The sequence below is a fragment of the Bradyrhizobium sp. S3.7.6 genome (assembly GCF_054061875.1).
Genome location: NZ_JBSSEQ010000001.1, coordinates 4,482,685 through 4,507,035, shown reverse-complemented (window position 1 = coordinate 4,507,035; position 24,351 = coordinate 4,482,685). Strand labels below are relative to the sequence as shown.

Annotated in this window: 25 protein-coding genes; 6 read left to right on the top strand and 19 right to left on the bottom strand. The window is 65.2% G+C overall.

Going from position 1 to position 24,351, the window contains the following annotated elements; genetic code table 11:
- Positions 1-112: 112 nt before the first annotated feature.
- The 4 genes from ACVJ5M_RS21715 to ACVJ5M_RS21700 form a co-directional block, all read right to left on the bottom strand.
- Positions 113-1,093: a beta-ketoacyl-ACP synthase III gene (locus tag ACVJ5M_RS21715; RefSeq protein WP_456679385.1), complete on the bottom strand. Its 981-nt coding sequence runs from the start codon at positions 1,091-1,093 to the stop codon at positions 113-115.
- Positions 1,090-2,151, bottom strand: a complete 1,062-nt coding sequence (gene plsX / locus ACVJ5M_RS21710; protein ID WP_354098463.1) for a phosphate acyltransferase PlsX — start codon at positions 2,149-2,151, stop codon at positions 1,090-1,092. Before plsX ends, ACVJ5M_RS21715 begins: the two co-directional genes overlap by 4 nt.
- Before the next feature lie 298 nt (positions 2,152-2,449).
- Positions 2,450-3,019, bottom strand: a complete 570-nt coding sequence (locus ACVJ5M_RS21705) for a YceD family protein (protein WP_354079241.1) — start codon at positions 3,017-3,019, stop codon at positions 2,450-2,452.
- Positions 3,016-3,585: a ubiquinol-cytochrome C chaperone family protein gene (locus tag ACVJ5M_RS21700; RefSeq protein ID WP_354079239.1), complete on the bottom strand. Its 570-nt coding sequence runs from the start codon at positions 3,583-3,585 to the stop codon at positions 3,016-3,018. Before ACVJ5M_RS21700 ends, ACVJ5M_RS21705 begins: the two co-directional genes overlap by 4 nt.
- 98 nt (positions 3,586-3,683) lie before the next feature.
- On the opposite strand from ACVJ5M_RS21700, the gene ACVJ5M_RS21695 reads away from it, so the two are divergent.
- Together ACVJ5M_RS21695 and ACVJ5M_RS21690 are read left to right on the top strand one after the other, a co-directional pair.
- Positions 3,684-4,169: an outer membrane protein assembly factor BamE gene (locus ACVJ5M_RS21695; protein ID WP_028152489.1), complete on the top strand. Its 486-nt coding sequence runs from the start codon at positions 3,684-3,686 to the stop codon at positions 4,167-4,169.
- Positions 4,170-4,286: 117 nt separating this feature from the next.
- The gene (locus ACVJ5M_RS21690) at positions 4,287-5,288 is read left to right on the top strand and encodes a Bug family tripartite tricarboxylate transporter substrate binding protein (RefSeq protein ID WP_354098462.1); all 1,002 of its coding nucleotides are present in this window, start codon (positions 4,287-4,289) and stop codon (positions 5,286-5,288) included.
- Between the two features lie 169 nt (positions 5,289-5,457).
- Here ACVJ5M_RS21690 and ACVJ5M_RS21685 read toward each other — a convergent pair whose 3' ends face one another.
- The 13 genes from ACVJ5M_RS21685 to ACVJ5M_RS21625 all read right to left on the bottom strand — a co-directional run bounded on the left by ACVJ5M_RS21685 (position 5,458) and on the right by ACVJ5M_RS21625 (position 16,988).
- The gene (locus tag ACVJ5M_RS21685) at positions 5,458-7,578 is read right to left on the bottom strand and encodes a sodium-translocating pyrophosphatase (RefSeq protein WP_071913231.1); all 2,121 of its coding nucleotides are present in this window, start codon (positions 7,576-7,578) and stop codon (positions 5,458-5,460) included.
- A gap of 281 nt (positions 7,579-7,859) precedes the next feature.
- A complete protein-coding gene (locus tag ACVJ5M_RS21680) occupies positions 7,860-8,468 on the bottom strand; it encodes a hypothetical protein (protein WP_283016747.1) in 609 nt (202 codons plus the stop codon).
- 121 nt (positions 8,469-8,589) lie between these two features.
- A complete protein-coding gene (thiL, locus tag ACVJ5M_RS21675) occupies positions 8,590-9,588 on the bottom strand; it encodes a thiamine-phosphate kinase (RefSeq protein ID WP_283016748.1) in 999 nt (332 codons plus the stop codon).
- A 175-nt stretch (positions 9,589-9,763) separates the two neighbouring features.
- Positions 9,764-10,261, bottom strand: coding sequence for a transcription antitermination factor NusB (nusB, locus tag ACVJ5M_RS21670; protein ID WP_063982855.1), 498 nt, complete (start codon positions 10,259-10,261; stop codon positions 9,764-9,766).
- Positions 10,262-10,263: 2 nt separating this feature from the next.
- Positions 10,264-10,755 (bottom strand): 6,7-dimethyl-8-ribityllumazine synthase, encoded by a 492-nt coding sequence (gene ribH, locus ACVJ5M_RS21665; RefSeq protein WP_354098460.1) that lies wholly within the window; start codon positions 10,753-10,755, stop codon positions 10,264-10,266.
- 184 nt (positions 10,756-10,939) lie between these two features.
- The gene (locus tag ACVJ5M_RS21660) at positions 10,940-11,548 is read right to left on the bottom strand and encodes a riboflavin synthase (protein ID WP_085399860.1); all 609 of its coding nucleotides are present in this window, start codon (positions 11,546-11,548) and stop codon (positions 10,940-10,942) included.
- On the bottom strand, positions 11,548-12,696 hold the full coding sequence (gene ribD, locus ACVJ5M_RS21655; RefSeq protein ID WP_354079234.1) for a bifunctional diaminohydroxyphosphoribosylaminopyrimidine deaminase/5-amino-6-(5-phosphoribosylamino)uracil reductase RibD: 1,149 nt from the start codon (positions 12,694-12,696) through the stop codon (positions 11,548-11,550). Before ribD ends, ACVJ5M_RS21660 begins: the two co-directional genes overlap by 1 nt.
- On the bottom strand, positions 12,693-13,175 hold the full coding sequence (gene nrdR / locus ACVJ5M_RS21650; protein WP_007603426.1) for a transcriptional regulator NrdR: 483 nt from the start codon (positions 13,173-13,175) through the stop codon (positions 12,693-12,695). Before nrdR ends, ribD begins: the two co-directional genes overlap by 4 nt.
- 16 nt (positions 13,176-13,191) lie before the next feature.
- On the bottom strand, positions 13,192-14,490 hold the full coding sequence (gene glyA / locus ACVJ5M_RS21645; protein WP_028152497.1) for a serine hydroxymethyltransferase: 1,299 nt from the start codon (positions 14,488-14,490) through the stop codon (positions 13,192-13,194).
- Positions 14,491-14,743: 253 nt separating this feature from the next.
- On the bottom strand, positions 14,744-14,965 hold the full coding sequence (locus ACVJ5M_RS21640) for a hypothetical protein (RefSeq protein WP_008131709.1): 222 nt from the start codon (positions 14,963-14,965) through the stop codon (positions 14,744-14,746).
- A gap of 37 nt (positions 14,966-15,002) precedes the next feature.
- On the bottom strand, positions 15,003-15,239 hold the full coding sequence (locus tag ACVJ5M_RS21635; protein WP_028152498.1) for a hypothetical protein: 237 nt from the start codon (positions 15,237-15,239) through the stop codon (positions 15,003-15,005).
- Between the two features lie 199 nt (positions 15,240-15,438).
- Positions 15,439-15,957, bottom strand: a complete 519-nt coding sequence (gene ldtR, locus ACVJ5M_RS21630; protein WP_011087797.1) for a transcriptional regulator LdtR — start codon at positions 15,955-15,957, stop codon at positions 15,439-15,441.
- A 527-nt stretch (positions 15,958-16,484) separates the two neighbouring features.
- On the bottom strand, positions 16,485-16,988 hold the full coding sequence (locus tag ACVJ5M_RS21625; protein WP_354079230.1) for a DUF6163 family protein: 504 nt from the start codon (positions 16,986-16,988) through the stop codon (positions 16,485-16,487).
- Between the two features lie 138 nt (positions 16,989-17,126).
- Between ACVJ5M_RS21625 and hemB the strand changes: the two genes are divergently transcribed.
- The 3 genes from hemB (at position 17,127) to ACVJ5M_RS21610 (ending at position 19,910) form a co-directional block, all read left to right on the top strand.
- Positions 17,127-18,188 carry a porphobilinogen synthase gene (gene hemB / locus ACVJ5M_RS21620; RefSeq protein WP_063986325.1) on the top strand — a complete coding sequence of 354 codons (1,062 nt, stop codon included), beginning with the start codon at positions 17,127-17,129 and terminating at the stop codon, positions 18,186-18,188.
- Between the two features lie 275 nt (positions 18,189-18,463).
- Positions 18,464-19,003 (top strand): RDD family protein, encoded by a 540-nt coding sequence (locus tag ACVJ5M_RS21615; protein WP_063982851.1) that lies wholly within the window; start codon positions 18,464-18,466, stop codon positions 19,001-19,003.
- A 130-nt stretch (positions 19,004-19,133) separates the two neighbouring features.
- Positions 19,134-19,910, top strand: coding sequence for an arginyltransferase (locus ACVJ5M_RS21610; protein ID WP_014494765.1), 777 nt, complete (start codon positions 19,134-19,136; stop codon positions 19,908-19,910).
- A gap of 130 nt (positions 19,911-20,040) precedes the next feature.
- Here ACVJ5M_RS21610 and ACVJ5M_RS21605 read toward each other — a convergent pair whose 3' ends face one another.
- Complete coding sequence (locus ACVJ5M_RS21605; RefSeq protein ID WP_354100281.1) at positions 20,041-21,393, bottom strand: Nramp family divalent metal transporter; 1,353 nt, start codon at positions 21,391-21,393, stop codon at positions 20,041-20,043.
- A gap of 166 nt (positions 21,394-21,559) precedes the next feature.
- Here ACVJ5M_RS21605 and ACVJ5M_RS21600 point away from each other — a divergent pair, with 166 nt between their 5' ends.
- The gene (locus tag ACVJ5M_RS21600; RefSeq protein WP_354098457.1) at positions 21,560-22,804 is read left to right on the top strand and encodes an MFS transporter; all 1,245 of its coding nucleotides are present in this window, start codon (positions 21,560-21,562) and stop codon (positions 22,802-22,804) included.
- Here the strand turns inward: ACVJ5M_RS21600 and pdxR are convergent.
- Positions 22,801-24,285, bottom strand: a complete 1,485-nt coding sequence (pdxR, locus tag ACVJ5M_RS21595; protein ID WP_354098456.1) for a MocR-like pyridoxine biosynthesis transcription factor PdxR — start codon at positions 24,283-24,285, stop codon at positions 22,801-22,803. The genes ACVJ5M_RS21600 and pdxR overlap by 4 nt on opposite strands.
- Positions 24,286-24,351: the final 66 nt, after the last annotated feature.

Here is a 24,351-nt window from a genome sequence, read left to right as displayed (position 1 = left end):
AACAATTGTTGTCTGAAATTATGAGGTTACGATACGCCGGTCAACAGCGCTCATCAATGCAGGCGCATCGATAATGGCAGCTAATTCCGGCAAAATTTTATCGAATGTGGCGCTACCAGCGCACCAGCGCGGAGCCCCAGGTGAACCCGCCGCCCATCGCCTCCAGCAAAACCAGGTCGCCGCGCTTGATGCGGCCGTCCTTGCGCGCCACCGACAGCGCCAGCGGGATCGAGGCCGCCGAGGTGTTGCCGTGGCGGTCCACCGTCAGCACCACCTTCTCCGGCGCGATGTGGAGCTTGTGGGCGGAGGCGTCGATGATTCGCTTGTTGGCCTGGTGCGGCACGAACCAGTCGATGCTGTCGGCATTGAGCCCGGTAGTCTGGAAGGCGTCGACGATCACGTCGGTGATCATGCCGACCGCGTGCTTGAAGACCTCGCGGCCCTCCATGCGCAGATGGCCGACGGTCTGGGTCGAGGACGGACCGCCGTCGACGAACAGCTTTGCCTTGTGGCGGCCGTCGGAGCGCAGGTGAGTGGTCACGATTCCGCGGTCGGTCGCGGCATTGCCCGGCTGCTCCTGTGCCTCCAGCACCACCGCGCCGGCACCGTCACCGAACAGCGCGCAGGTGCCGCGATCGTTCCAGTCGAGGATGCGCGAGAAGGTCTCGGCGCCGATCACCAGCGCGCGCTTGAAGGCGCCGGTGCGCAGGAAATTGTCGGCGGTGGCGAGCGCGAACACGAAGCCCGAGCACACCGCCTGGAGATCGAACGCCGCGCCATGGTTGATGCCGAGCGCGTGCTGCACCGCGACCGCGGTGGCGGGGAAGGTGTTGTCAGGCGTCGAGGTCGCAAGCACGATCAGCTCGATCGACTGCGCGTCCACGCCGGCGTCGCTGAGCGCAGCCTGCGCCGCCTTGATCGCCAGATGCGAGGTGAACTCGCCCTCGGCCGCGATATGCCGCTCGCGAATGCCGGTGCGCTGCACGATCCATTCGTCGGACGTGTCGATGCGCGCCGCCAGCTGGGCGTTGGTCACCACCTGCTCCGGCAAATAAGAGCCGCAGCCCAGCACGACCGAACGAATTTGAGTCACGAAACAGCCTCCTGCGCGGTCTGCACGGAACTAAGTGCACCACCCTCGCGGTTGAGCATCTGATTGATCTTGTTCAGGAGATCGTAGTGAGCCATCTCATAGCCAACATCGATCGCATAGGCAAAGCCTTCGGCGCTGATTCCACCATGGCTCTTGACCACGATCCCGTTCAATCCAAGGAACACACCGCCGTTGGACTTGTTCGGGTCCATCTTGTCCCGCAGGGCCTGGAAGGCGCTGCGCGCCAAGAGGTAGCCGAGCTTGGACAGCCAGCTCCGCTGCATCTCGTTGCGGAGTAATTCCGCCATCTGCCGTGCGGTTCCCTCGGCGGCCTTGAGCGCGATATTGCCGCTGAAGCCTTCGGTGACGATGACGTCGGCCAGCCCTTTGCCGATACCATCCCCCTCGACGAAGCCGAGATAATCGAGCTCCGGCAGGTTCACCGCACGCAGCCTGTCCCCGGCCTCGCGGATCTCCTCGTGCCCCTTGATCTCCTCGGTCCCGATATTGAGCAGGCCGACCGTGGGCCGGGGCTTGTCGAACAGGACACTCGCCATCGCGGCGCCCATGACGGCGAGCGACACCAGATGGTGTGCGTCGCCACCGATGGCGGCACCGAGGTCGAGCACGACCGATTCGCCGCGCTTGGTCGGCCATACCCCGGCAATCGCCGGGCGGTCGATGCCCGGCAGCGTGCGCAGGTGGAAGCGCGACATCGCCATCAGCGCGCCGGTATTCCCGGCGGAGATCACGACATCCGCCTCGCCCTTCTTCACCGCGTCGATGGCGAGCCACATCGAGGAGGTCTTGCGGCCGCGCCGCAGCGCCTGGCTCGGCTTATCATGCATGGCGACGGCGACGTCGGTATGGATGATCTTCGAAGCGGCCTTGAGGGCGGGATGCTTCTCGAGCTCGGGCTCGATCTTGGCGCGGTCCCCGACCAGCAGGAATTCGATCTCGCGATGCCTGTGAAGCGAGATGGCGGCGCCTGGAATGACCACGGCGGCGCCGACGTCGCCCCCCATGGCGTCAAGCGCGATGCGAACCTTGCTTGGCATAAAAGTCCTGGAAACCTGGTCTGGTGCGGTCTTGAACGAGCGGTGCCGCAAAATGGGTCCGCCATGGACATGGCGACCGGTCAGGCGCCACGCGGCGCCCGGACCGGGGCGCGACAATAGCGTTTTGTTATCCCGAAACAACCTCTTGCCCCCAGCCTTTTGCATTCGGGGCGACCCGCGGGCGGCGGCGAAAATTCACAATAAGCGCATTGAAATCAAACAGATATAAGCTCCTTTCAAAGCATCCGGACAGGCATCTCACGCACCCCGCAAAGCGATCCCCACCGGGAATGCCCAGCTATTTGCCCTTCTTCTTGTCCTGGAGCGCCTTCAGCGCCGCGAACGGATGGTCCTCGGGGTCCAGCGCGGTGACCTCGGCCTCGAACTTGACGCCCGGCTTGCGCGGATAGGGATCGACCGCCAGGAACAGCGCATCGGTGGCAATCCGGCCGAGATCGATGATGCCGTTCACGATTGCCTCCGGCGGATCGATCACCTCCGGCGGCTCCGCATCGTCCTGCCCCTCCTCGATCAGGTCGGCCATCTTCCGAACCTCGGCTTCGGGGGCGAACACCAGATCGACCTCCTCCTCGATCTCGCTCTCGATCGGATCGAGGGTGACGACGCAGATCTGGCCGATCCGGGCACGGACGTGCCCCGTAACCTGGATCCGGCCGCCGCTCTTGGGCACGACGTCGAAAGCAGCCTGGGCGGAGAGCACCTCCCGCAAGCCGCCGACCTCGGCGATGGCCTGCAGTTCGGCGGCTGAAGCCTCGAGCCTGCGGTGCAGGCCGGTGTCGGGGATCTGCGCGACGATGACGGGGGACCGCCAGGGATCGGCTCTGGATTCGGCGTTCGGTCGGCTCATCGCGTGATGTCCTCAGTGAGCGCTGGGGGATACTTGAAGGATGCGCACAGCAGCGTGGCCTCATCTGTCCGGCCGAGATCGGCCTCGGTGGCCCGGGCGTAGGCCGCGAGCTGCCGCGCCTGGTCCATGCCGGTCCCATTCAGGATATTCTTGCAGATGGCGGCCGCCAGCGCCTCGCCGCCCCCTTCGATGGCCTGGTCATAGGCCTGAACGCGGCCGTAAAACGCCTCGCCGAAGGCCCGCATCCGCTTCGGCACAGTCTGGTCGCCTATCCCCATCTCGCGCAGATTGTCGTCCATGTCCTCGCAGAAACGGTCGAACAGCGCCTGCGACAGCTCCGTGGCGCCTTGGCCCTGGTTGGCGCTCTGGACCGTGCGAAGGCGTCGCAGCAGCAGCCAGAGATGCAGCAGCAACAGGTCGAAACGCCCGTTAACCGTATCGGGCACGCCCAAGTCGCGGTAAAATATGGGTTCTCGCGCCTGCGTCACGATCATGCCATAGATGGCTTCAATGGTGCCGCGCGGGGCTTGCCGGGGTTTCCTGAAGTGATTGAACGGCCAAACCATTGTGGGTTCCGCAAGCGGGCGTGCGCGTGTTGCAATTGCAGTCTCCGCCCGGTACTTCAGCGCCTCGCGCGACGCAAGGGGACGGAATCAGTTCCACGATGACGATAACGAACCAGACCAGCCTGCGCGCCAACAAGCCGCGCGGCCTTCATGCACGCTGGCGCGGTTTGCGCATGCTCGCGGCCGTCGCCCTGGTCGGCGCCGCCCTTGCCGGCTGCACCGGCGAGCAGTTCCAGAAGGGTTACATCCTGCCGCCCGGCGCGCTGGAGCAGATTCCGATCGGCGCGAGCCAGGACCAGGTGCTGATCGTGATGGGCACGCCCTCCACGGTCGCAACCCTCGACGGTGAGGTGTTTTACTACATCTCGCAGCGCTCGGAGCGGATGGTCGCCTTCATGAACCAGAAGGTGGTCGACCAGCGCGTCATCGCGGTCTATTTCGACAAGAATCGGCGCGTGCGCCGGCTGGCGAATTACGGCCTTCAGGACGGCAAGATCTTCGACTTCATCAGCCGGACCACGGCGACGTCGGGTCAGGAGATGAACTACCTCACGCCGCTGTTCAAGCTGCTCAGCTTTAACTGAGTCTTCAGCCTGCGGCGTCGTGCCGCCCTCCGCGCGGCACTTGCCGTCGCGTGCGGCTTGCCGTTGCGCGCCCGGTTCCATACGCTCCCTGCAAAACAAGAAGCAGGGAGTGGATTCGTGCCCAAGACTTTGTTGTCCCGCCGTCGCGTGCTCGCCGGTGCTGCCGGCCTCTCGGCCGCAGCGATCCTGCCGCGATCGAGCCTGGCGGACTGGAAGCCCACCGAAAACGTCCGCATCATCGTGCCGGCTGCGGCCGGCGGCTCGACCGACGTCATGGGCCGGCTGCTGGCCGCGCATCTGCAGACCGCCTGGGGCCAGTCGGCGGTCGTGGAGAACCGCTCCGGCGGCGGCGGTACGATCGGCACGGCCGAGGCCGTCCGCGCCAAGCCTGACGGCCACACCATCCTGATCGGCAACCCCGGGCCGAACGCGATCGCCTACAGCATCTTCAAGAACCTCACCTACAAGCCGGACCAGCTCCAGCCGGTCTCCAACATGATCCGGATCCCGAACATCGTCTCGGCGCATCCGAAGACCGGCATCAAGTCGGTCGCCGAGCTGATCGCATATCTGAAGACCAACCCGGACAAGCTCAGCTACGCCTCGTCCGGCGTCGGCCAGAGCCCTCACCTCACCGGCGCCTGGTTTCTCCAGCTCACCGGACTGAAGATGACGCATATCCCGTTCCGCGGCGCGGGCCCCGCGCTCCAGGCCGCGCTGGCCGGCGACATCCAGATCCTGTTCGACAACCTCTATCCGAGCCTGCCGCAGGTGCAGAACGGCACCCTCACCGGCCTCTGCGTCACCACGACCGACCGTAGCGACCTCGCGCCGAACCTGCCGACCATGCGCGAGAGCGCGCCGGAGCTGGCCAATTTCGACGTGTCGTCGTGGTTCTCGGTGTTCCTGCCGAAGGGCGTGCAGCCCGCCGTGCTGGAAGCGCTCAATCTTCAGGTCAAGGCGATGCTGGAGCGCGACGACATCAAGAAGAACATCTCCGCCATGGGCGCCCACGCCGATTACGGCTCGCCGCAGCAGTTCGCCGACTTCGTGGACGCCGAGACGAAGAAGTTCGCCGGCATCATCCAGAAGGAAGGGCTGCAGATGGACGTGCAGTAGGCACCACATCCGTCATTGCGAGCGCAGCGAAGCAATCCAGACTTTCGCCGCGGGAAGATTCTGGATTGCTTCGCTACGCTCGCAATGACGTGGTGAGAGGCTCCGGCCCACCAAAACAAAAACCCCGCGGCTCGCGCCGCGGGGTTTTGTCTTGTGTCGCTTGCGCCGCTCAGTGCGCGAGGATCGCCAGCAGCAGCAAGGCCACGATGTTGGTGATCTTGATCATCGGGTTCACCGCCGGTCCCGCCGTATCCTTGTAGGGATCGCCGACGGTGTCGCCGGTCACGGCCGACTTGTGGGCATCACTGCCCTTGCCGCCGAAGTGACCGTCCTCGATGTACTTCTTGGCGTTGTCCCAGGCGCCGCCGCCCGAGGTCATGGAGATCGCGACGAACAGGCCCGTCACGATCACGCCGAGCAACATCGCGCCCACCGCGGAGAACGCAGCCGACTTGCCGGCCGGGCCGCCACCCGCGATCGCATAGATCACGAAGTAGACGAAGATCGGCGACAGCACCGGCAGCAGCGAGGGGATGATCATCTCCTTGATCGCCGCCTTGGTCAGCAGGTCGACCGCCTTGCCGTAATCCGGCTTGTCGGTGCCCTGCATGATGCCCGGCTTTTCGCGGAACTGCCGGCGCACCTCCTCGACGATCGCGCTTGCCGCGCGACCGACCGCAGTCATGCCCATCGCGCCGAACAGATACGGCAAGAGGCCTCCGAACAGCAGGCCGACAACCACGTAGGGGTTGTTGAGCGAGAAGTCCGGATTGACGCCGGCGAAGTACGGATGGTGCGCGGAGTCCGCAACGAAGAACTTGAGGTCCTGGTTGTAGGCCGCGAACAGCACGAGGGCACCGAGACCGGCGGAACCGATCGCGTAGCCCTTCGTCACCGCCTTGGTGGTGTTGCCGACCGCATCGAGCGCGTCGGTCGACTTGCGCACCTCCTTCGGCAGGCCCGCCATCTCGGCGATGCCGCCGGCGTTGTCGGTGACCGGGCCGAAGGCGTCGAGGGCGACGACCATGCCGGCCAGCGCCAGCATGGTGGCCGTCGCGATCGCGATGCCGAACAGGCCCGCCAGGCTGTAGGTGACCAGGATGCCGGCGATGATGACGATCGCGGGCAGCGCGGTCGCTTCCATCGAGACGGCGAGACCCTGGATCACGTTGGTGCCGTGACCGGTCACCGACGCCTGGGCGATCGACTTCACCGGACGATAGTCGGTGCCGGTGTAGTATTCGGTGATCCAGATGATCAGCGCGGTGACGACGAGGCCGACGATGCCGCATTGGAACAGCGACATGCCGGTGTAGTCGACGCCGTCGAGCTTGCCGAAGCCGATCAGATAGTAGATCACGCCGGCGATGCCGATCAGCGACAGGATGCCGGTTGCGATCAGGCCCTTGTAGAGCGCGCCCATGATCGACTGGCTCGGCCCGAGCTTCACGAAGAAGGTGCCGATGATCGAGGTGATGATGCAGATGCCGCCGATGGCGAGCGGCAGCGTCATCATGTTCATGAGGATCGGCGTCTTGGCGAAGAAGATCGCCGCGAGCACCATGGTGGCGACCGCAGTCACCGCATAGGTCTCGAACAGGTCGGCAGCCATGCCGGCGCAGTCGCCCACGTTGTCACCGACATTGTCGGCAATGGTGGCCGGGTTGCGCGGATCGTCCTCGGGGATGCCGGCCTCGACCTTGCCGACGAGGTCGCCGCCGACGTCCGCACCCTTGGTGAAGATGCCGCCGCCGAGACGGGCGAAGATCGAGATCAGCGAGGCACCGAAGCCGAGCGCCACCAGGGCGTCGACCACGAGACGGCTATCAGGCGCCAGTTTCAGCGAGTGCACCAGGAAGCCGAAATAGAGGGTCACGCCGAGCAGCGCGAGACCCGCCACCAGCATGCCCGTGATGGCGCCTGCCTTGAAGGCGAGCTCGAGGCCGCCGGCAAGCGACGTGGTCGCTGCCTGGGCGGTGCGCACATTGGCGCGAACCGAGACGTTCATGCCGATGAAGCCGGCCGCCCCCGACAGGACGGCGCCGATCAAGAAGCCGATGCCGACGTAGAGACCAAGGAAATAGACAAGCAGGACGAAGATGACGACGCCGACAATACCGATCGTCGTATACTGGCGCCGCAGATACGCCTGTGCGCCTTCAGCGACTGCGCCTGCAATTTCCTGCATGCGCGGTGACCCCGCATCCGCACTCAACACCGAAGACGTCGCCCAGATCGCGTAGACGATGGAAAGCACTCCGCAGAGCACTATCAACCATAATGCTGTCATGTGATTTTTGCCTCAGATCCTTGATGTACGTACCCCCGGCGCCTTTTGTTTTTCCGTCATGCGGTGGGCGCCCTTATTTGAACAGGGCCGCCCCTTGCACGAAGGTGTGGCCCTGGTCGGTCACAAGCTTGCCAAAATCAAATTGAGGGTGCAACGCCGGATGAGGCCGAAAAAGCCGATCTCGGCAAGTATTTAGACCTAATCCCGAGCGCTTGGCCGCCGGCCTGGCGCAGCACCGGGAGGCGACCTCAGAACCGGGCGAGGCTTGGCCTGGGCCACGCCTAGGCCATCGCCCTCACGGGATGGCGAGAGGCTGACGCCATTTCCAGGGTCTGCCCGTCGGCTGTTGTACGCCGGTTGAAGATCTTGACCTCGTAGACGCCGCCATTCGGGCCGACCTCGTGCGTCACCGAAACGACCTGCTCGCGTGTGAGGCTGCCGAGCTGCACATCCTGGTCGGGCAGGATGAGCGTCGCCAGCTCATTGACGAACACCACCACGAGATGGCCTTTCGGCATGTTGCTCTTCGACAACAAGCGCAACTGGCCGTGATAAGGCTGCCGCGTCCAGGCCGATGGCACGCCGGGATCGACCACGACCTGGATGTTGTTGGTCTCGGGGTGCAAAGTGAGCACCATCTTCGACTGATCGGGCTTCCATTGCATGGACATCGTCGGCTCGGTTTTCCAGAGACAATTGAACGCCGCGCACTCGCTCGGCAGTTTGTCGTGGATCGTGCAGCCTCGGCCGGGCTTGCAATGCGAGCACCACTTGCCGGCGGCCTTGCCGAGCTCGACCACGTTGTAAACCTTGCAGCAGAGCGTGCAGCTTCCGCACTCCCTCCCGGGAACAATCTGCGCCTCGCTCAAACCCGCAACGGCCGCCGTCATCGAATCAAATCCATTGGCTGCATTCGCACCAACGGTTCGGATACATCTACTTGCTTTCGTCGGGGTTGCGGCAAGCGGCGACCGGCAAATCCGGATAGATCGGGCTTGAGGCGAGTCGAATTCAGAAGTGGCTGTAGGACAGGCGCTTCAAGGCCAGTTCCTGGCCCTGACCGTCCAAAAAGCGCGGCCGTTCGCGGCCCGCGACGATCGTGCCGATCGCCGTGACGGCCACGCCCGCCGCCTGCCCTGCGGCAATCAGCGCCTCACTTTGCGCCGGCGGCACCGTGCACAGCACCTCGTAGTCGTCGCCCCCGGCGAGCAGCGTCTCAACGCAAATAGCGTTGCGCGCGATCAGGCCGGCCGCAGCAGCCGAGAGCGGCACGTTCGCGACGTCAACCGTGGCCGAGACGCCCGACGCTGCACAGAGTTTCGCCAGATCGCCGGCGAGCCCGTCGGAGACATCCATCGCGGCCGTCGCGTGGTCGCGCACGGCCTGCGCCAGCACATTGCGCGGCTGCGGGATGCGATAGCGCGAGACCAGCATTTCCCTCGCTTGCGGTTCGGACGCGAGCGCCCCGGCTGCGGCGCCGCCTGTGAGCAGGTCGAGGCCGAGCGCGGCATCGCCGATCGTTCCCGTCACCAGGATGCGGTCGCCCGGCCGCGCGCCGGTACGGCCGACCATCCGCCCCTTCGGCACGCGGCCGAAGGCGGTGATCGAGATCATCTGCGGCCCCGGCGTCGACACCGTGTCGCCGCCGAGCAGCGGGCACACGAAGGTCCTGCTGTCCTCGCCGAGCGCGTCCGCGAACGGCCTGAGCCAGGCATCCTCCCGGCTGCGCAGCGCCAGCGTCAGCACGAAGCCGGCGGGCGCCGCGCCCTTGGCGGCGAGATCGGACAGGTTCACCCGCAGCGCCTTGCGCGCGATGGTGTCGGGCGGATCGGTTGCAAGATAATGCACGCCCTCGACGACGGCATCGGTGGTGACCACGATGTCGTCGCCGGACGGGGACAACACCGCGGCATCATCGACCAGCCCGAACGCACCGGGGTCAGTCGCCAGCGGCTTGAAATAGCGCGCGATGAGGGAGTCTTCGGCGGAGGGGTTTTGAGAGTCTGCCATCGGCCTTAGCCACACCCAATGCTGTCATCGCCCGGCTTGACCGGGCGATCCAGTACGCCGAGACGGCAGTGATGAATTACGACCGCCGCGGCGTACTGGATCACCCGCCTTCGCGGGTGATGACAGCGGAGTATGGGGCAGCCGCATCGCATCTCTTCACCGCCCTCGTGGATAACTACCCCCGCCCGAACTCATCGCCGCGGAACTGGCGGCCGATCTGGTCGAGCACGGCGTTGACCATGCCGGTCTCCTCGCGGTCGACGAAGGCATTCGCAACGTCGACATATTCTGACACGACGACGCGGCCCGGCACGTCCTTGCGATGCTGGAGCTCATAGGCCCCTGCCCGCAGCACCGCGCGCAGGATGGCCTCGATCCGCTTCAGCGGCCAGCCCTTCGACAGCGCCTCGTCGATCAGGGGATCGAGCATCTTCTGGTCGCGCACGACGCCGGAGACCACGTCGCGAAAGAAGGCGGCTTCCGCCGGCAGATAGGTATCGCCCTCGACCTCGTTGCCGAGCCAGTGGCTCTCGAACTCCGCAAAGATGTCGTTGATGCCGGCGCCGGCGATGTCCATCTGATATAGGGCCTGGACGGCCGCGAGCCGCGCCGCACCGCGCCGGTTCGCTTTCTTCTCGGTGCCAGCCGGCGGCTTTTTGCTGTGATCGGCCATGATCAAGCCCGCGCCAGCCGGCGCTTGATGCGCAGCATCGCAAGCGCGGCGCGCGCGGCATCGCCGCCCTTGTTGAGCTCGCTGGCGCGCGCCCGCGCCCAAGCCTGCGCCTCGGTGTTGACGGTGAGGATGCCGTTGCCCAGCGGCAGCTTTCGCGAAACCGCAAGATCCATCAGCGCGCGCGAGGATTCCTGCGAGACGATCTCGAAGTGGATTGTGTCGCCGCGGATCACGCAGCCGAGCGCGATCACCGCGTCATAGGGCTTGCCGTTCGCCGCAGCGGCATCGATCGCGATGGCGACCGCCGCCGGGATTTCCAGCGCGCCGGGAACCGTGATGACGTTATGCGTCAGACCGGCTGCCTTCAGCTCGGTCACCGCGCCGTCCAGAAGCGCATCCTGGAGATCGTCATAGAACCGCGCCTCGACAATCAGCGCGCGTGCGCCGGAAATGTCGGTCTGGTCCTTCAGGGGTGCGCGTCGCGCGTCTGCCATCGTCTAAATCCGTTCTACAGAGGTCGGCGCTATGTAGTCGCCGGACGCATGTAAGCCAAGTTCAAAGACACTGTCATTCCGGGGCGATGCGAAGCATCTAGCCCGGAATCTCGAGATTCCCCGGTGCGCAATTGCGCACCTGTGGTCTGGTCCATCGGACCATCCCGGAATAACGGCTCCGCCGTCACTTCATTTCCGTCAGCCGCGCTGCATAGCGGGCCATCAGGTCGACCTCGATATTGACCTCGGCGCCCGCTTTCCAGCCGCCGATCGTCGTGACCGTCAGGGTATGCGGAATGATCAGCACCGAAAAGGTCACGTCTCTCACCGTATTGACCGTCAGCGACACGCCGTCGAGCGTGATCGAGCCCTTGGTGGCGATGAAGCGCGCGAGCTCCCGCGTGGTCGAGAGCTCGAACCGCGCCATATCAGGCAGGTCCTCGCGACTGACGAGGGTGGCGACACCGTCGGCATGGCCGGCGACGATATGGCCGCCGAGTTCGTCGCCGATCTTGAGCGCGCGCTCGAGATTGAGCCTCGTGCCGACCTTCCAGTGCTTTGCAGTTGTCAGCGCCAGCGTCTCGGCGGCGGCATCGACGTCGAACCAGGTTCTGCCGCCTTCGACTCCGGAAGCAACCACCGTCAGGCAGACGCCGTTGCAGGCGATCGAGGCGCCGTCGGCGATGGTGGTCTGATCGTAGCGGCAAGCGATGCGCAGCCTGTGCAACTGGCCCTGCGCTGTCGGCGTGAAGCCGACGATCTCGCCGATATCGGTGACAATGCCAGTGAACATTACGCGCGCTCGTAGGTGGTGAGAGTATCCTTGCCGAATGTCTCGCTAGCATGAACCTTATAGGCCTGCGACTGCGTGATTTTCGACAGGGGCAATGCATCGAGCGCATCGACGCCGCCCGGGCCGACCCCTTCCGCTCCGCGGAACAGCCAGATCTCGTCGGCGAGGTCGGCCGCGACGAAGGACGCCGCGACACGGCTGCCGCCCTCGACCATCAGCCGTGTGATGCCTTTCTCCGCCAGCACATGCAGCACGGCCGAAAGATCAAGCCCGGAAGCGTTTCCCGGCGGTACGCGGATGATCTGAGCGCCTGCCGCTCCGAGCCGCGTGGCGGCGGCGGCTTCCGCAAGCTCCGAGCCGATCACCCAGAGCGGCGTCTCCCGCGCGGAACGACCAAGCTGGCTCGCGGCCGGAATGCGCAGATTCTGGTCGAGCACGACGCGTATGGGAGAACGCGCTTCCATGCCCGGCAGGCGACAGTTGAGCTGCGGATCATCCGCCAGCACCGTGCCGATGCCGACCAGGATGGCGTCGCTCTGGGCGCGGAGCAGATGCACGCGATTGCGCACGGCCTCGCCCGTGATTGCAAGCGGCTTGCCGCCAGCCGCACCGATCTTACCGTCAGGCGAGACCGCGAGCTTCAGGATCACATGCGGGCGCTCGTCACGGATGCGGCGAAAATGCCCGGCATGGTCGAACGCGGCCTCCGCCGCGCACAGACCCACATCCACCGTGATGCCGGCGGCGCGCAAGCGCGCATGACCCTGGCCCGCGACTTCCGGATTGGGATCCTCGATCGCCGCGACCACCCGCGTGATGCCGGCGGCAATCACCGCGTCTGCGCAAGGCGGCGACTTGCCGAAATGCGAGCACGGCTCCAGCGTGACATAGAGCGTAGCGCCTCGCGCGGCCTCGCCGGCCCGGCGCAGCGCTTCGGGCTCGCCATGCGGTCGCCCGCCTGGCTGCGTCCAGCCACGGCCGATGATGAGCCCGTCTTTCACGATGACAGCGCCCACGGCAGGATTGGGCCAGGTGCGCCCCTGCCCGCGCTTGCCCAGCGCCAGCGCCAGCTGCATGAAGCGGCGATCGGCGTCCTTGGACTCGCGGGCCTTCTGCGCGAACTGATCCTCCAGGATCCGAAAGATCATTTGCGGATCGCGGCGAGCCGCGCTTCCTCCTCACCGGAGAGCTCGCCGAGCACGTCGGCGAAATCCTTGGCCTCGCGGAAATTGCGATAGACCGAGGCAAAGCGCACATAGGCGACGTCGTCGAGCGTGCGCAGATGCTCCATCACGGTCTCGCCGATCACCTCGGAGGAGATCTCGGCCTCGCCACCGGTCTCGAGCTCGCGGACGATGGTGGAGACCATCTTCTCGACCCGCTCCGGCTCGACCTGTCGCTTGCGCAAGGAGATCGACACCGAGCGCATCAGCTTGTCGCGGTCGAACGGCACGCGGCGGCCGTTGCGCTTGATCACCGTGAGCTCGCGCAACTGCACACGCTCGAAAGTGGTGAAGCGGAAATTGCAGGCGACGCACACGCGCCGCCTGCGAATCACGGAAGAATCCTCGGTCGGACGCGAGTCCTTTACCTGCGTATCGAGACTGTTGCAGTTCGGGCAGCGCATCCGTTTACCCTAGGCTTTACTGATAGATCGGGAACCGATCGGTGAGCGCCTTGACCCGCTCCTTGATCGCGGCTTCGACCAGCGGCGCCTTGCCGTCGTCGGACTGCGCGATCGCGTTGAGGACCTCGGCGATCATGCCGCCGACCTGCTGGAACTCGGCGACGCCGAAACCGCGGGTCGTCGCCGCCGGGGTGCCGAGACGCAGGCCCGAGGTAACGAAGGGCTTTTCGGGGTCGAACGGAATGCCGTTCTTGTTGCAGGTGATGGCGGCGCGGACCAGCGCCTTCTCCGAGACGTTGCCCTTCAGGCCCTTCGGCCTGAGGTCGACCAGCATCAGATGGTTATCGGTGCCGCCGGAGACAATATCGAACCCGTGGCTCTTCATCGCCTCGGCCAGCGCCTTGGCGTTCTCGACGACGTTCTTCGCATAGATCTTGAAGTCCGGACGCAGCGCTTCGCCAAAGGCGACCGCCTTCGCCGCGATCACATGCATCAGGGGCCCACCCTGCAGGCCCGGGAAGATCGCCGAGTTGAGCTTCTTGGCGAGCGCCTCGTCGTTCGAGAGGATCAGGCCACCGCGCGGACCGCGCAGCGACTTGTGAGTCGTCGTGGTGGTGACGTGGGCATACGGCACGGGCGAGGCATGCACGCCGCCGGCGACGAGACCGGCGAAGTGCGCCATGTCGACCAGGAGGTACGCGCCGACGCTGTCCGCGATCTCGCGGAAACGCTTGAAGTCCCAGGCGCGCGAATAGGCCGAGCCGCCGGCGACGATCAGCTTGGGCTTGACCTCTTCGGCCTGCTTGGCGACCGCGTCCATGTCGATGATCTGGTCCTCGCGGCGCACGGTGTAGTGCGCGGCCTTGAACCACTTGCCGCTCATGTTGACGGGCGAGCCGTGGGTGAGATGGCCGCCGGCCGCGAGGTCGAGGCCCATGAAGGTGTCGCCGGGCTGCAGCAGCGCCAGGAACACCGCCTGGTTCATCTGGCTGCCGGAGTTCGGCTGCACGTTGGCGAAGTTGGCGCCGAACAGCTTCTTGGCGCGATCGATCGCGAGGTTCTCGGCGACGTCGACCCACTCACAACCGCCATAGTAGCGCGCGCCCGGATAACCCTCTGCGTACTTGTTGGTCATCACCGAACCCTGCGCTTCCAGCACGGCACGGCTGACGATGTTCTCGGAGGCGATCAGCTCGACCTCATGGCGCTGCCGGCCGAGCTCGCCCTTGATGGCGGCGGCGATTTCCGGGTCGGCCTGGTCGAGCGAGGCGGTGAAAAACGAGTCGGGCGCGGAGGCGGTTCTGGCTGAGGTCATCTTGCGAATATCTCCACCGCCGCAGCCTTTTGGCGGGCTACGGGCGGTCTGGTGTGGCGATCGGAAGCGGCGAGCGCGATCTACCACATCACCCGCCACCGGCCAAGTATTTGCGGGTCGGGCCTGATATTTATGCAAGATATGGTGGGGATTGAAGGATCTGGGCGAACGGACGGCTGCTTGAACCGTCCGCCCCGATCAGTCCTGAAGGGTCCGATTTGGACCTTAAAATCCGTGCGGGCCGGACCTGCCCCTACAGCCCGGTATACCCCGCCTTTACGGGATCGACGCTGCCGTCGAGCTGGCGCAGATAGGTCAGTCCGCACACCGTCAACCTGTGAGTGTCTTTCTCGCCGGCTTCCATCAACGTATTGAGATAGTTCGTGACCTTGGCCCGCGCCTCCGCGCTCGCCGCGGACGTGCGGTTGGCGAGCAGGTCGTAGGTCTGCATGATGCGGTCGATGGCAGCTTCCATGGCACCCTCTGGTTCTGTCGAATTCTGGGAGTTTTGCTCAGGCAACCGCGCGGGCCCCGGACTGGGCCTCGAACCGGCCAATGGCCTTGTTGGCGAGCCTGATCTTGTTCAATTCGCCGTGCTGGAGCAGCTTGATGATGATCTCGAGCAGGCTTTCGTTGGTGACCAGCGTGTCGGGAATCGCGCCGGAGCGGCGGAGGTAATTCGCTGCGATGGCATAGGCGTCGCTCACGAGTTCGACGTTCATTGCCTGAAGCCCGCGCTCAACCAGCATCGCATCCTCCGATCCGCAGTAACAACTGCGCTGCGGGGAACTGGTTCCGCCCGGCCGGGTCATTATTTCGCAGTCGCGAAACGACAAAACGCACCGGTCCGGGCAAAGCCGGGCCGGCGCGCTTGGGGAGGTCAGGCACGTTCGGGAGGCTTGCCGGTCTTGTTGTGGGCCGGCTTGGCCAAGTCCCGTCGTAAAGAACTCAGAGACGATACAGGATCTGGTCGGTCCAGAACCGCTCGAGGCGGTGCAGCGACTTGTTGAGGGTCGAGAACTCCTCGCCCGAGATGCCGCCGACCTGCTCCACCGTCTTGACGTGCTTCTGGTAGAGGGAGTCGACGATGCGGCGGACTTCCTGGCCCTGCGGGGTCAGGCGGATGCGCACCGAGCGGCGATCAACGCGCGAGCGCTGATGATCGAGGAAGCCGAGCTCGACGAGCTTCTTCAGATTGTAGGAGACGTTGGAGCCGAGATAGTAACCGCGCGTGCGCAGCTCGCCCGCGGTCAGCTCCTTGTCGCCGATGTTGTAGAGCAGGAGCGCCTGGACCGAGTTGATGTCCGCACGGCCGCGGCGATCGAATTCATCCTTGATGACGTCGAGGAGCCGGCGATGCAGCCGCTCCACCAGAGTCAAAGCTTCCAGATAGAGCGACTGCACCGAACCCTGCTGGCCGGAGACGCGCTCTGCGGTATCTGCCGCAGTTGCGACGGCTTTCATCATGACACTTCCCCTGTTGTCGTTTTTATCGACACTCATTCGACGAAACTTGTGCTTCGTCTGATAGGTGCAACTTAAGGGGGGCGTTTGAAGATCGGCTTAAATAAGAGAATAAAGAGATCATGAATTTAAGACAGTGAATTGCGGATTAAGCCTGTGTCACAAGGGCTTTTCGCAACCGTCTGTTGACCCTCGCAAGGTCCTGTTCACCCTCCGTCCGCCACCTCTGTCGCATTCCAGTACAGGGCCGCCCCGTTTCGAAACGGGCGCGTAAGAGCTGTGGCGGAACGCACGGAGTCAATGAAAAGTTACCTCGAATTTTAGGCAACGAACGGTCAACCAAGCCACGACTTCGGAAATGCCGCTCTCGTGTCCCGGACAAGCGCAGCGAAGCGGAGCGCAGAGCCGGGACCCAGAAGCCGCAAACGAGATCGTGGAGAGCTGGGCCCCGGCTCAGCAGCGCAACACTGCGTGCTGCGCTGCGTCCGGGGCACGAGAGAGTGTGAGTGTGCGTTGAAATCGTAAGCGCGCTACGGCGGCCGCTCGCGCGCGGCCATCCAGGCGAGCGCGAGATAGGCGGCGAGCATGAAGGCTTCGACACCGACAACGATCAGGCTGCCGCCGTAGATGCCCGGGAACATCAGTTCGATCACCGCCATCGACACCACGGTCGTCAGCCACACCACCGCGCCCCAGGGCGTCGCGAGCCAGAGGCCGACCGCGGCAACGAGCTCGATCACGGCGAAATAGACAGTGGCGGCCTGCCAGGCCATCGACTGGTTTTCGAACGCCTCGTCCTCGCCGCCGACGAAGCCGGTGACCTGGGCCCAGTGATAGAGGCCCTTCAGAATCGACAGCAGCGCCATCACGCGCAGAAACAGCACGAGCCGGCGCGTCCAGACATTGTCGTCGGACTCGGAGCGCTCCGACGAGATCGCCGCCACCGACATCGCGTTGTCCTTGGCGTTGTCTCTGGCGGCGTCCCTGGCACTGGCGCCGTCGCGGGCCGCATCGCGGGTGGAGATTTCGGACATGGCCCCCTTCTGGCTGCTTCGCCCCGCAAAATCAATCGGCTGCCCGAGCGACCTCAATTTTGCCTTGCGGCAGGTCAAGCCGCGGTGGCGGGAACCATGCGAGCTGGTATAAGAATAATTCCAGCCGGAGGAAGAATGATGGCGATCAAATACGGACGTCCGATCGAATTGCGCGAGGTTTCGCGCCGGGATGGCGCCAGTGCCTCCCCTGCCCTCGATCTGGCCGTCCGCCCGCGCCGCAACCGCAAGGCCGAATGGGCCCGGCGCATGGTGCGCGAGAACGTGCTGACCACCGACGATCTGATCTGGCCGCTGTTCCTGATCGACGGCAACAACAAGCGCGAGCAGATCGCCTCAATGCCGGGCGTCGACCGCCTCAGCGTCGACCAGGCCGTGCGCGAGGCCGAGCGCGCCATGAAGCTCACCATCCCCTGCCTCGCGCTGTTTCCCTACACCGACCCGTCCCTGCGCGACGAGGAAGGCTCCGAGGCGACCAATCCGAACAACCTGGTCTGCCAGGCGGTGCGCGCGATCAAGAAGGAGTTTCCCGACATCGGCATCCTCTGCGACGTCGCGCTCGATCCCTTCACCAGCCACGGCCATGACGGCCTGATCTCCGACGGCAAGATTTTGAACGACGAGACGGTCGCGGTGCTGGTGCGTCAGGCGCTGGTCCAGGCCGAAGCCGGCTGCGACATCATCGCGCCCTCCGACATGATGGACGGCCGCGTCGCCGCGATCCGCGAGGGGCTGGACCGCTCTGGCCTGCTCGACGTGCAGATCATGGCCTATGCGGCCAAATACGCCTCCGCCTTCTACGGCCCGTTCCGCGACGCCATCGGTTCGGCCAAGACGCTGACCGGCGACAAGCGCACCTACCAGATGGACAGCGCCAACACCGACGAGGCGCTACGCGAGGTCGACCTCGACATCTCCGAGGGCGCCGACATGGTGATGGTGAAGCCCGGCATGCCCTATCTCGACGTGGTCCGGCGCGTGAAGGACACCTTTGCGATGCCGACCTTCGCCTACCAGGTCTCCGGCGAATACGCGATGATCGCAGCGGCCGCCAACAATGGCTGGCTCGACGGCGAGCGCGCGATGATGGAGAGCCTGTTGGCGTTCAAGCGCGCCGGCGCCGACGGCGTGCTCAGCTATTTTGCGCCGAAGGTGGCGGAGAAGCTGCGGAGCCAAACGTAAGGTATCGCGGGATGGGCCAAGCGGCTTGTCCGCCGTAGCTCGAAGAGCGAAGGTGGAAGCGTGCCCACCATGCCAGCTAGCGATCGCGGAACGATGGTGGGCACGGCGCTAACGCGCCTTTGCCCACCCTACGACGCCTTCCCTGAACGACAGCGGTAACAGCCCCGCCCCCGAATTGCCGGAATATTTCGGCTTGTTGACGCCCGCACGCCCTTGGCACGGGGATGACTTGCTCCCATGTCCTGCCACGGGAGTTTCCCTTGGGAGAACGGACCATGTCGTATTCGGACTCGGGCAATGCCTGGCGCAATGACGGCGCCATGCAACCGCACGCCTTCGATCCCTATCTGCACCCGGAATTGTTCCGTGGCGTGGCAACGCGGCGGGCGTTCGCGTTCCTGATCGACATGGTCGTGATCTCCGTTCCCGTGATCCTCGGCTACATCTTCATCGCGCTGTTTGGCATCGTCACGCTCGGCATCGGCTGGGCGCTGTTCTGGCTGGCCTGGCCGGCCTCCGTTGTTTGGGCGATCGTCTATTACGGTGCCTGCATCGGCGGTCCGTCGTCCGCGACGATCGGCATGCGCCTGATGGATCTGGAGTTGCGCACCTGGTACGGCGCGCCCGGCTATTTCGTGCTCGGCGCCACCCATGCCGTGCTGTTCTGGGTGACGGTCTCGTTCCTGACACCTTTCGTGGTGCTGGTTGGGCTGTTCAACGGCCGCCGGCGCCTGCTGCATGATGTCGTGCTGGGAACGGTCGTGATCAACAATTCCGTCCGCGCGCCCGTTCCGCAGGCCGCAAGGACCTACTGAGAGCCTGATGATCAAGAACCTATCAACCAGGACCGACTAAACTGACTGATCTGACCTGCCGAGTAGACCGATTGACCGAGGGCCTTCGTAGCGCGATGCTAATGCCCACTTTGGAGGCCCACGACGTCCCTTGACCCAACACTCGCGCGACACCCCCCAATTTTACCTCACGGCGCCCTCTCCCTGCCCGTATCTGCCGGGCCGGCATGAGCGCAAGGTGTTTACGCACCTCGTGGGGGAGCGCGCAGGTGACCTCAACGACCTCCTGACCCATGGCGGGTTCCGCCGCAGCCAGTCGATCGCCTACCGGCCGGCCTGTGACCAGTGCCGCGCCTGCGTCTCGGTCCGGGTGGTCGCCAACGAGTTCCGCCCCTCCCGCAACTTCCGGAAAGTCATCGCGCGCAACGCCGACATCATCGGCGAGCAGCGCAGTGCGGTGCCGACCTCCGAGCAATATTCGGTGTTCCGCGCCTATCTCGACTCCCGCCACCGCCATGGCGGCATGGCCGACATGACCGTGCTCGACTACGCCATGATGGTCGAGGACAGCCATGTCGAGACCCGCATCATCGAGTACCGCAAGCGCGGCCCCGACAGCGGCATCACGGGCCGCGGTGAGGAGCTGATCGCGGTGGCGCTGACCGACGTACTCAGCGACGGCCTGTCGATGGTCTATTCGTTCTTCGAGCCGAGCCAGGTCAGCCGGTCGATGGGCACCTTCATGATCCTCGACCACATCGCCCGCGCCCGCCGCCAGGGGCTGCCTTACGTCTATCTCGGCTACTGGATCGAAGGCTCGAAGAAGATGGACTACAAGGCCCGCTTCCTGCCGCAGCAGCGCCTAGCGCCGTCAGGCTGGCTGCGCATCGATGCGCAAGGTGACGCGACGTCAGAGCCGCAGGACTAGCTCGCTGTCATGCCCCGGCTTGACCGGGGCATCCAGTACGCCGCGGCTTCTCGGCTCAATCACAACCGTCTCTGGAATACTGGGTCGCCCGGTCAAGCCGGGCGACGACGGCGGTGTGTTGGGCGAACACTCACCCGAACAGTGTATCCACCAGCAACTTCACGTTCAAAACCACGATCACGCCCGCGACGATCCACGCGATCGCGGCGACGTATGGCGGTATCGCGAACTTCCCCATCTTGCGCCGATCCGAGACGAAGCGGACCAGCGGGATCACCGCAAAGGGCAGCTGCATCGAGAGCACGACCTGGCTGAACACCAGCAGATCCGCCGTGCCGCGTTCGCCATAGATCGCGGTGACGACGATCACCGGAACGATGGCAATGCCGCGCGTCAAGAGGCGGCGTGCCCAGCTCGGCAAACGCAGGTCGAGAAAACCCTCCATCACGATCTGGCCGGCAAGCGTCGCCGTCACCGTCGAGTTCAGGCCCGAGGCGAGCAGCGCAATCGCAAACAGCGTCGAGGCGATACCGAGGCCAAGCAGCGGCGACAACAGCTCGAAGGCCTGGCCGATTTCGGCGACGTCGGAATGGCCGCTCTTGTGGAAGGTCGCGGCTGCCACGACAAGGATCGCCGCATTGATGAACAGTGCCAGCATCAGGGCGATGGTCGAATCCGTCGTCGCCCATTTGATCGCTTCGCGCCGGCCGGTGTCGTTGCGCTCATAGGCACGCGTCTGCACGATCGACGAGTGCAGATAGAGATTATGCGGCATCACGGTCGCGCCGATGATGCCGATCGCGATGTAGAGCATTTCCGGGTTGGTGAAGATCTCGGTCTTCGGCATGAAGCCGTGCAGGACTTCCGCCATCGGCGGCGCGGCGGCCACGATCTGGACCACGAAGCAGACCGCGATCACGACAAGCATCGCGATGACGAACGCTTCGAGGAAGCGAAAGCCGCGGTTCATCAGGAGCAGCAGCAGGAACGCATCGAGCGCGGCAAGCAGCGCGCCGCCGATCAGGGGAATGCCGAACAGCAGTTTGAGCGCAATCGCTGTGCCGATGACCTCGGCGAGATCGCAGGCGATGATCGCCGCCTCGCAGGCGAGCCAGAGCAGGAAGTTCACCGCCGGCGAATAGGTCGCGCGGCAGGCCTGCGCGAGGTCGCGGTCGGTGACGATGCCGAGCCGCGCCGCCAGCGACTGGAGCAGGATCGCCATCAAATTCGAGAGCAGGATGACCGAAAGCAGCGTGTAGCCGAACCTCGACCCTCCGGCGAGGTCGGTCGCCCAGTTGCCGGGGTCCATGTAGCCGACCGAGACCAGGTAGCCGGGGCCGACAAAGGCAAGCAACCGCCGCCACCACACCCCCGCCGTGGGGATGGCGATCGTGGCGTTCACCTCGGCGAGGCTCTTGGTAGCAGGCGCATCAGTGCGCCAGCCGGCGGCATCTTGGGTCAAATCGGGGGAGCGGGCATCCATATCAGCAGAATACCGAAGTCGAAGCTTATTGCAACTCATTTGCAACTGCATCTAGCCGGTGAGGTCCCGACGCGGCGGTTATCCGCCGCCCTGTCGGGAAGCGGGTGGGTTTGGCCGTCCTCGGGGGCGGATACTGGCGCCAACACGACTTTGCAGGAAATGCGCCATGTCAAACCCCCTTCGCCTCCCCGACACCTTCAACCGCCTCGCATGGTCCAACCTGGCGGCGCAATCGGCCGAGCAGATCGCGCTGGCCGCGGCCCCGATCGTCGCCGTGCTCACGCTGGGTGTTGCGGAAGGCCAGACCGGTCTGCTCCAGACCGCCCTCACCCTGCCCTTTGTCCTGTTCGCCATTCCGGCCGGCCTGCTCGCCGACCGCATCTCCCGCCGCTCGCTGATGGCGGGTGCCGAAGCGCTGCGCGCGGTCGCGCTGGCGGCCATCGTGCTGCTGCTCACACTGGGCGCGCTCAATTTGCCGCTGCTGGCTCTGCTCGGCTTTGCCGCCGTATGCGGCACGGTCGTCTACAGCGTGGCGGCGCCGGCCCTGGTGCCCTCGCTGGTGAGCGCGGAGCTGTTGCCGTCGGCAAATGCCCGCATCGAGCTCGCCCGCACCATCGCCTTTGCGAGCGGGCCTGCGCTCGGCGGTGCGCTGGTCGGCTGGTGGGGTGCGAGCCCGGCCTTCGGCTTTGCCGCGGCGCTCTCGGCCATCGCCGTCGTGCTGCTCTCCGGCATCTACGAGCCCACCCGTACGCCCTCGCCGCGGCGCCATCCGTTCCAGGACATCCGCGAGGGCGCGGCCTTCGTGTTCCACCATCCGCTGCTGCGGCCGGTGTTCATCACCCAGTTCATCTTCAACACCGGCTGGTTCCTCCAGATCGCCGTGTTCGTGCCCTATGCGGTGCGCCATCTCGGCCTGACCGCCGCAGGCGTCGGCACCGTGCTGACGATGTACGGAATCGGCATGGTGATCGGCGCGCTGTTCGCCACGCGCGTGATGAAGCGCATCGCCTTCGGCACGGTGGTCGGCCTTGGCCCGGTCACGGGTTTCGTCGCCGCCGTGGTGATGGCGCTGACGGTGCTGGTCCCCTCGCCCTGGCTCGCGGCCTTGAGCTTCTTCCTGCTCGGCGTCGGGCCGATCCTGTGGGTGATTTCGACCACGACCCTGCGGCAGTCCGTGACGCCGCCGCGCCTGCTCGGACGCGTCTCCGCCATCAACATCATGAGCTACGGCGCCCGCCCGCTCGGCTCGGCGCTGGGCGCGATTGTCGGCGGCCTCTGGAGCGCGGAAGCGTGCCTCTATCTCGCAGCCGCCGTGTTCGGCGTGCAGGCGCTGGTGATCTGGCTGTCGCCTGCAGTGACGCTGGACCGGCAGCCGGCCATGGTAGGGGACGAAGTGCCGGCGCGGTGCTAGTCCGGTACGCAACCAGCGGCGATGGCCCGCGCCAGTCGGGCAACCGCCGGCGCAATGGTCTGCTGCGGGTAGCCGCTAAAGCCAAGCATCAGCGCCGACTGCGCCGGCGCCTCGATATAGTGGCGGCTCATCGCGCGAACGGTGACGCCGTGGTCGCGAGCGGCCCGCTCGATCTTCACGTCGGACAGTCCCCGTCGCGTGTAGGCAACCAGGTGCATGCCCTGGTCCGGCGGCTCGACCGACAAATGGTCGCCCAGGCGCCGCCTCAGTGCCGCAACGAGGGTATCGCGCTGGCGGCGGTACACTTCCCGCATTCTGCGGATGTGGGCTGCGAAATGCCCCTCTTCCATGAAGGCCGCAGCAACGGACTGGCAGAGGCTCGACGGTTGACGGTCGATCAGATAGCGCGCGGTAACGAAATTCCGCACCAGCGGGTGTGGTAGCACGGCGTAGCCAAGCCGCAGTCCGGGGAAGAGCGCCTTGTTGAGAGTTCCGACGTAAATGACACGGCCGGCCTCATCCAGGCCCTGGAGCGAAGCGAGGGGACGGCCGCCGTAGCGGAATTCGCTGGCGTAATCGTCCTCGATGATCCAGGCGCCGGACTCGCGGGCCCAGGCGAGAAGTTCGAGGCGGCGCGCCATCGACAGGGGAACGCCTGTCGGAAACTGGTGCGAGGCCGTTATGAAAACTGCGCGCGCCTTCGGGGCGCGGCGGATCCCTTCCGTGACGTTGACGCCGTGCTGGTCAACCGGGATGGCGCAAACCTTCGCGCCTGACGCAGCGAGCGTAAGACGGGTCAGGGTATAGCCGGGGTCTTCGATCCAGACCTCCTTGTCCGGCCCGGGCATGACACGTGCGACGATGTCCACGGCTTGCTGCGTGCCGGCGGTGATCACGATCTGGTCGACCTCGCAGCGCACGCCGCGTGCAGCCCGAAGGTAGTCGCAAACCGACTTGCGCAGCTCCAGCAAGCCACGCGGATCGCCATAGCCGAGATGATGTCGCTCAAACGATCGCAGCGTGCGCGCAGTGAGCTTGCGCCACAATTCGGCGCTACGTGCATCCAACAGCGTGCGACCCAGGTTGAAGGGACGCCCGTCATTCTGCGTCGTCACATCGACGAAATCGCCGAGGCCGTGAAAGGAGGCCGCGCCTGCCGCGGCCGGTGCCGCCCGCGTCTTGCGGCCATGAGGCGCGGCAAACGGTTCAGGCAGATCGGACGCAACGTAAGTCCCCGCCCCCTTCCTGCCGAAGGCATAACCTTCGGCTAGCAGCTGCTCGAAAGCCGAAACAACTGCGGTACGCGAGACACCGAGCTGCGCCGCAAGGTCGCGCGTCGAGGGCAACTTGGCCGCCGGACGAAGCGCTCCGGACAGAATTGCCGATCGTAGTTCGAGATAGATTTGGCGGAATACCGGCGCCTCCGCCGTGCGGTCGACGCTGAAGGAATAGAGTTCTGCCCAGCTCTGCCTGCTCTTCACGGGTCCTCGTCCGACAGGGTGAGCCGCACGTCGAGAAGTGGTATGCCGCAAGAGGACCAAGTGGAC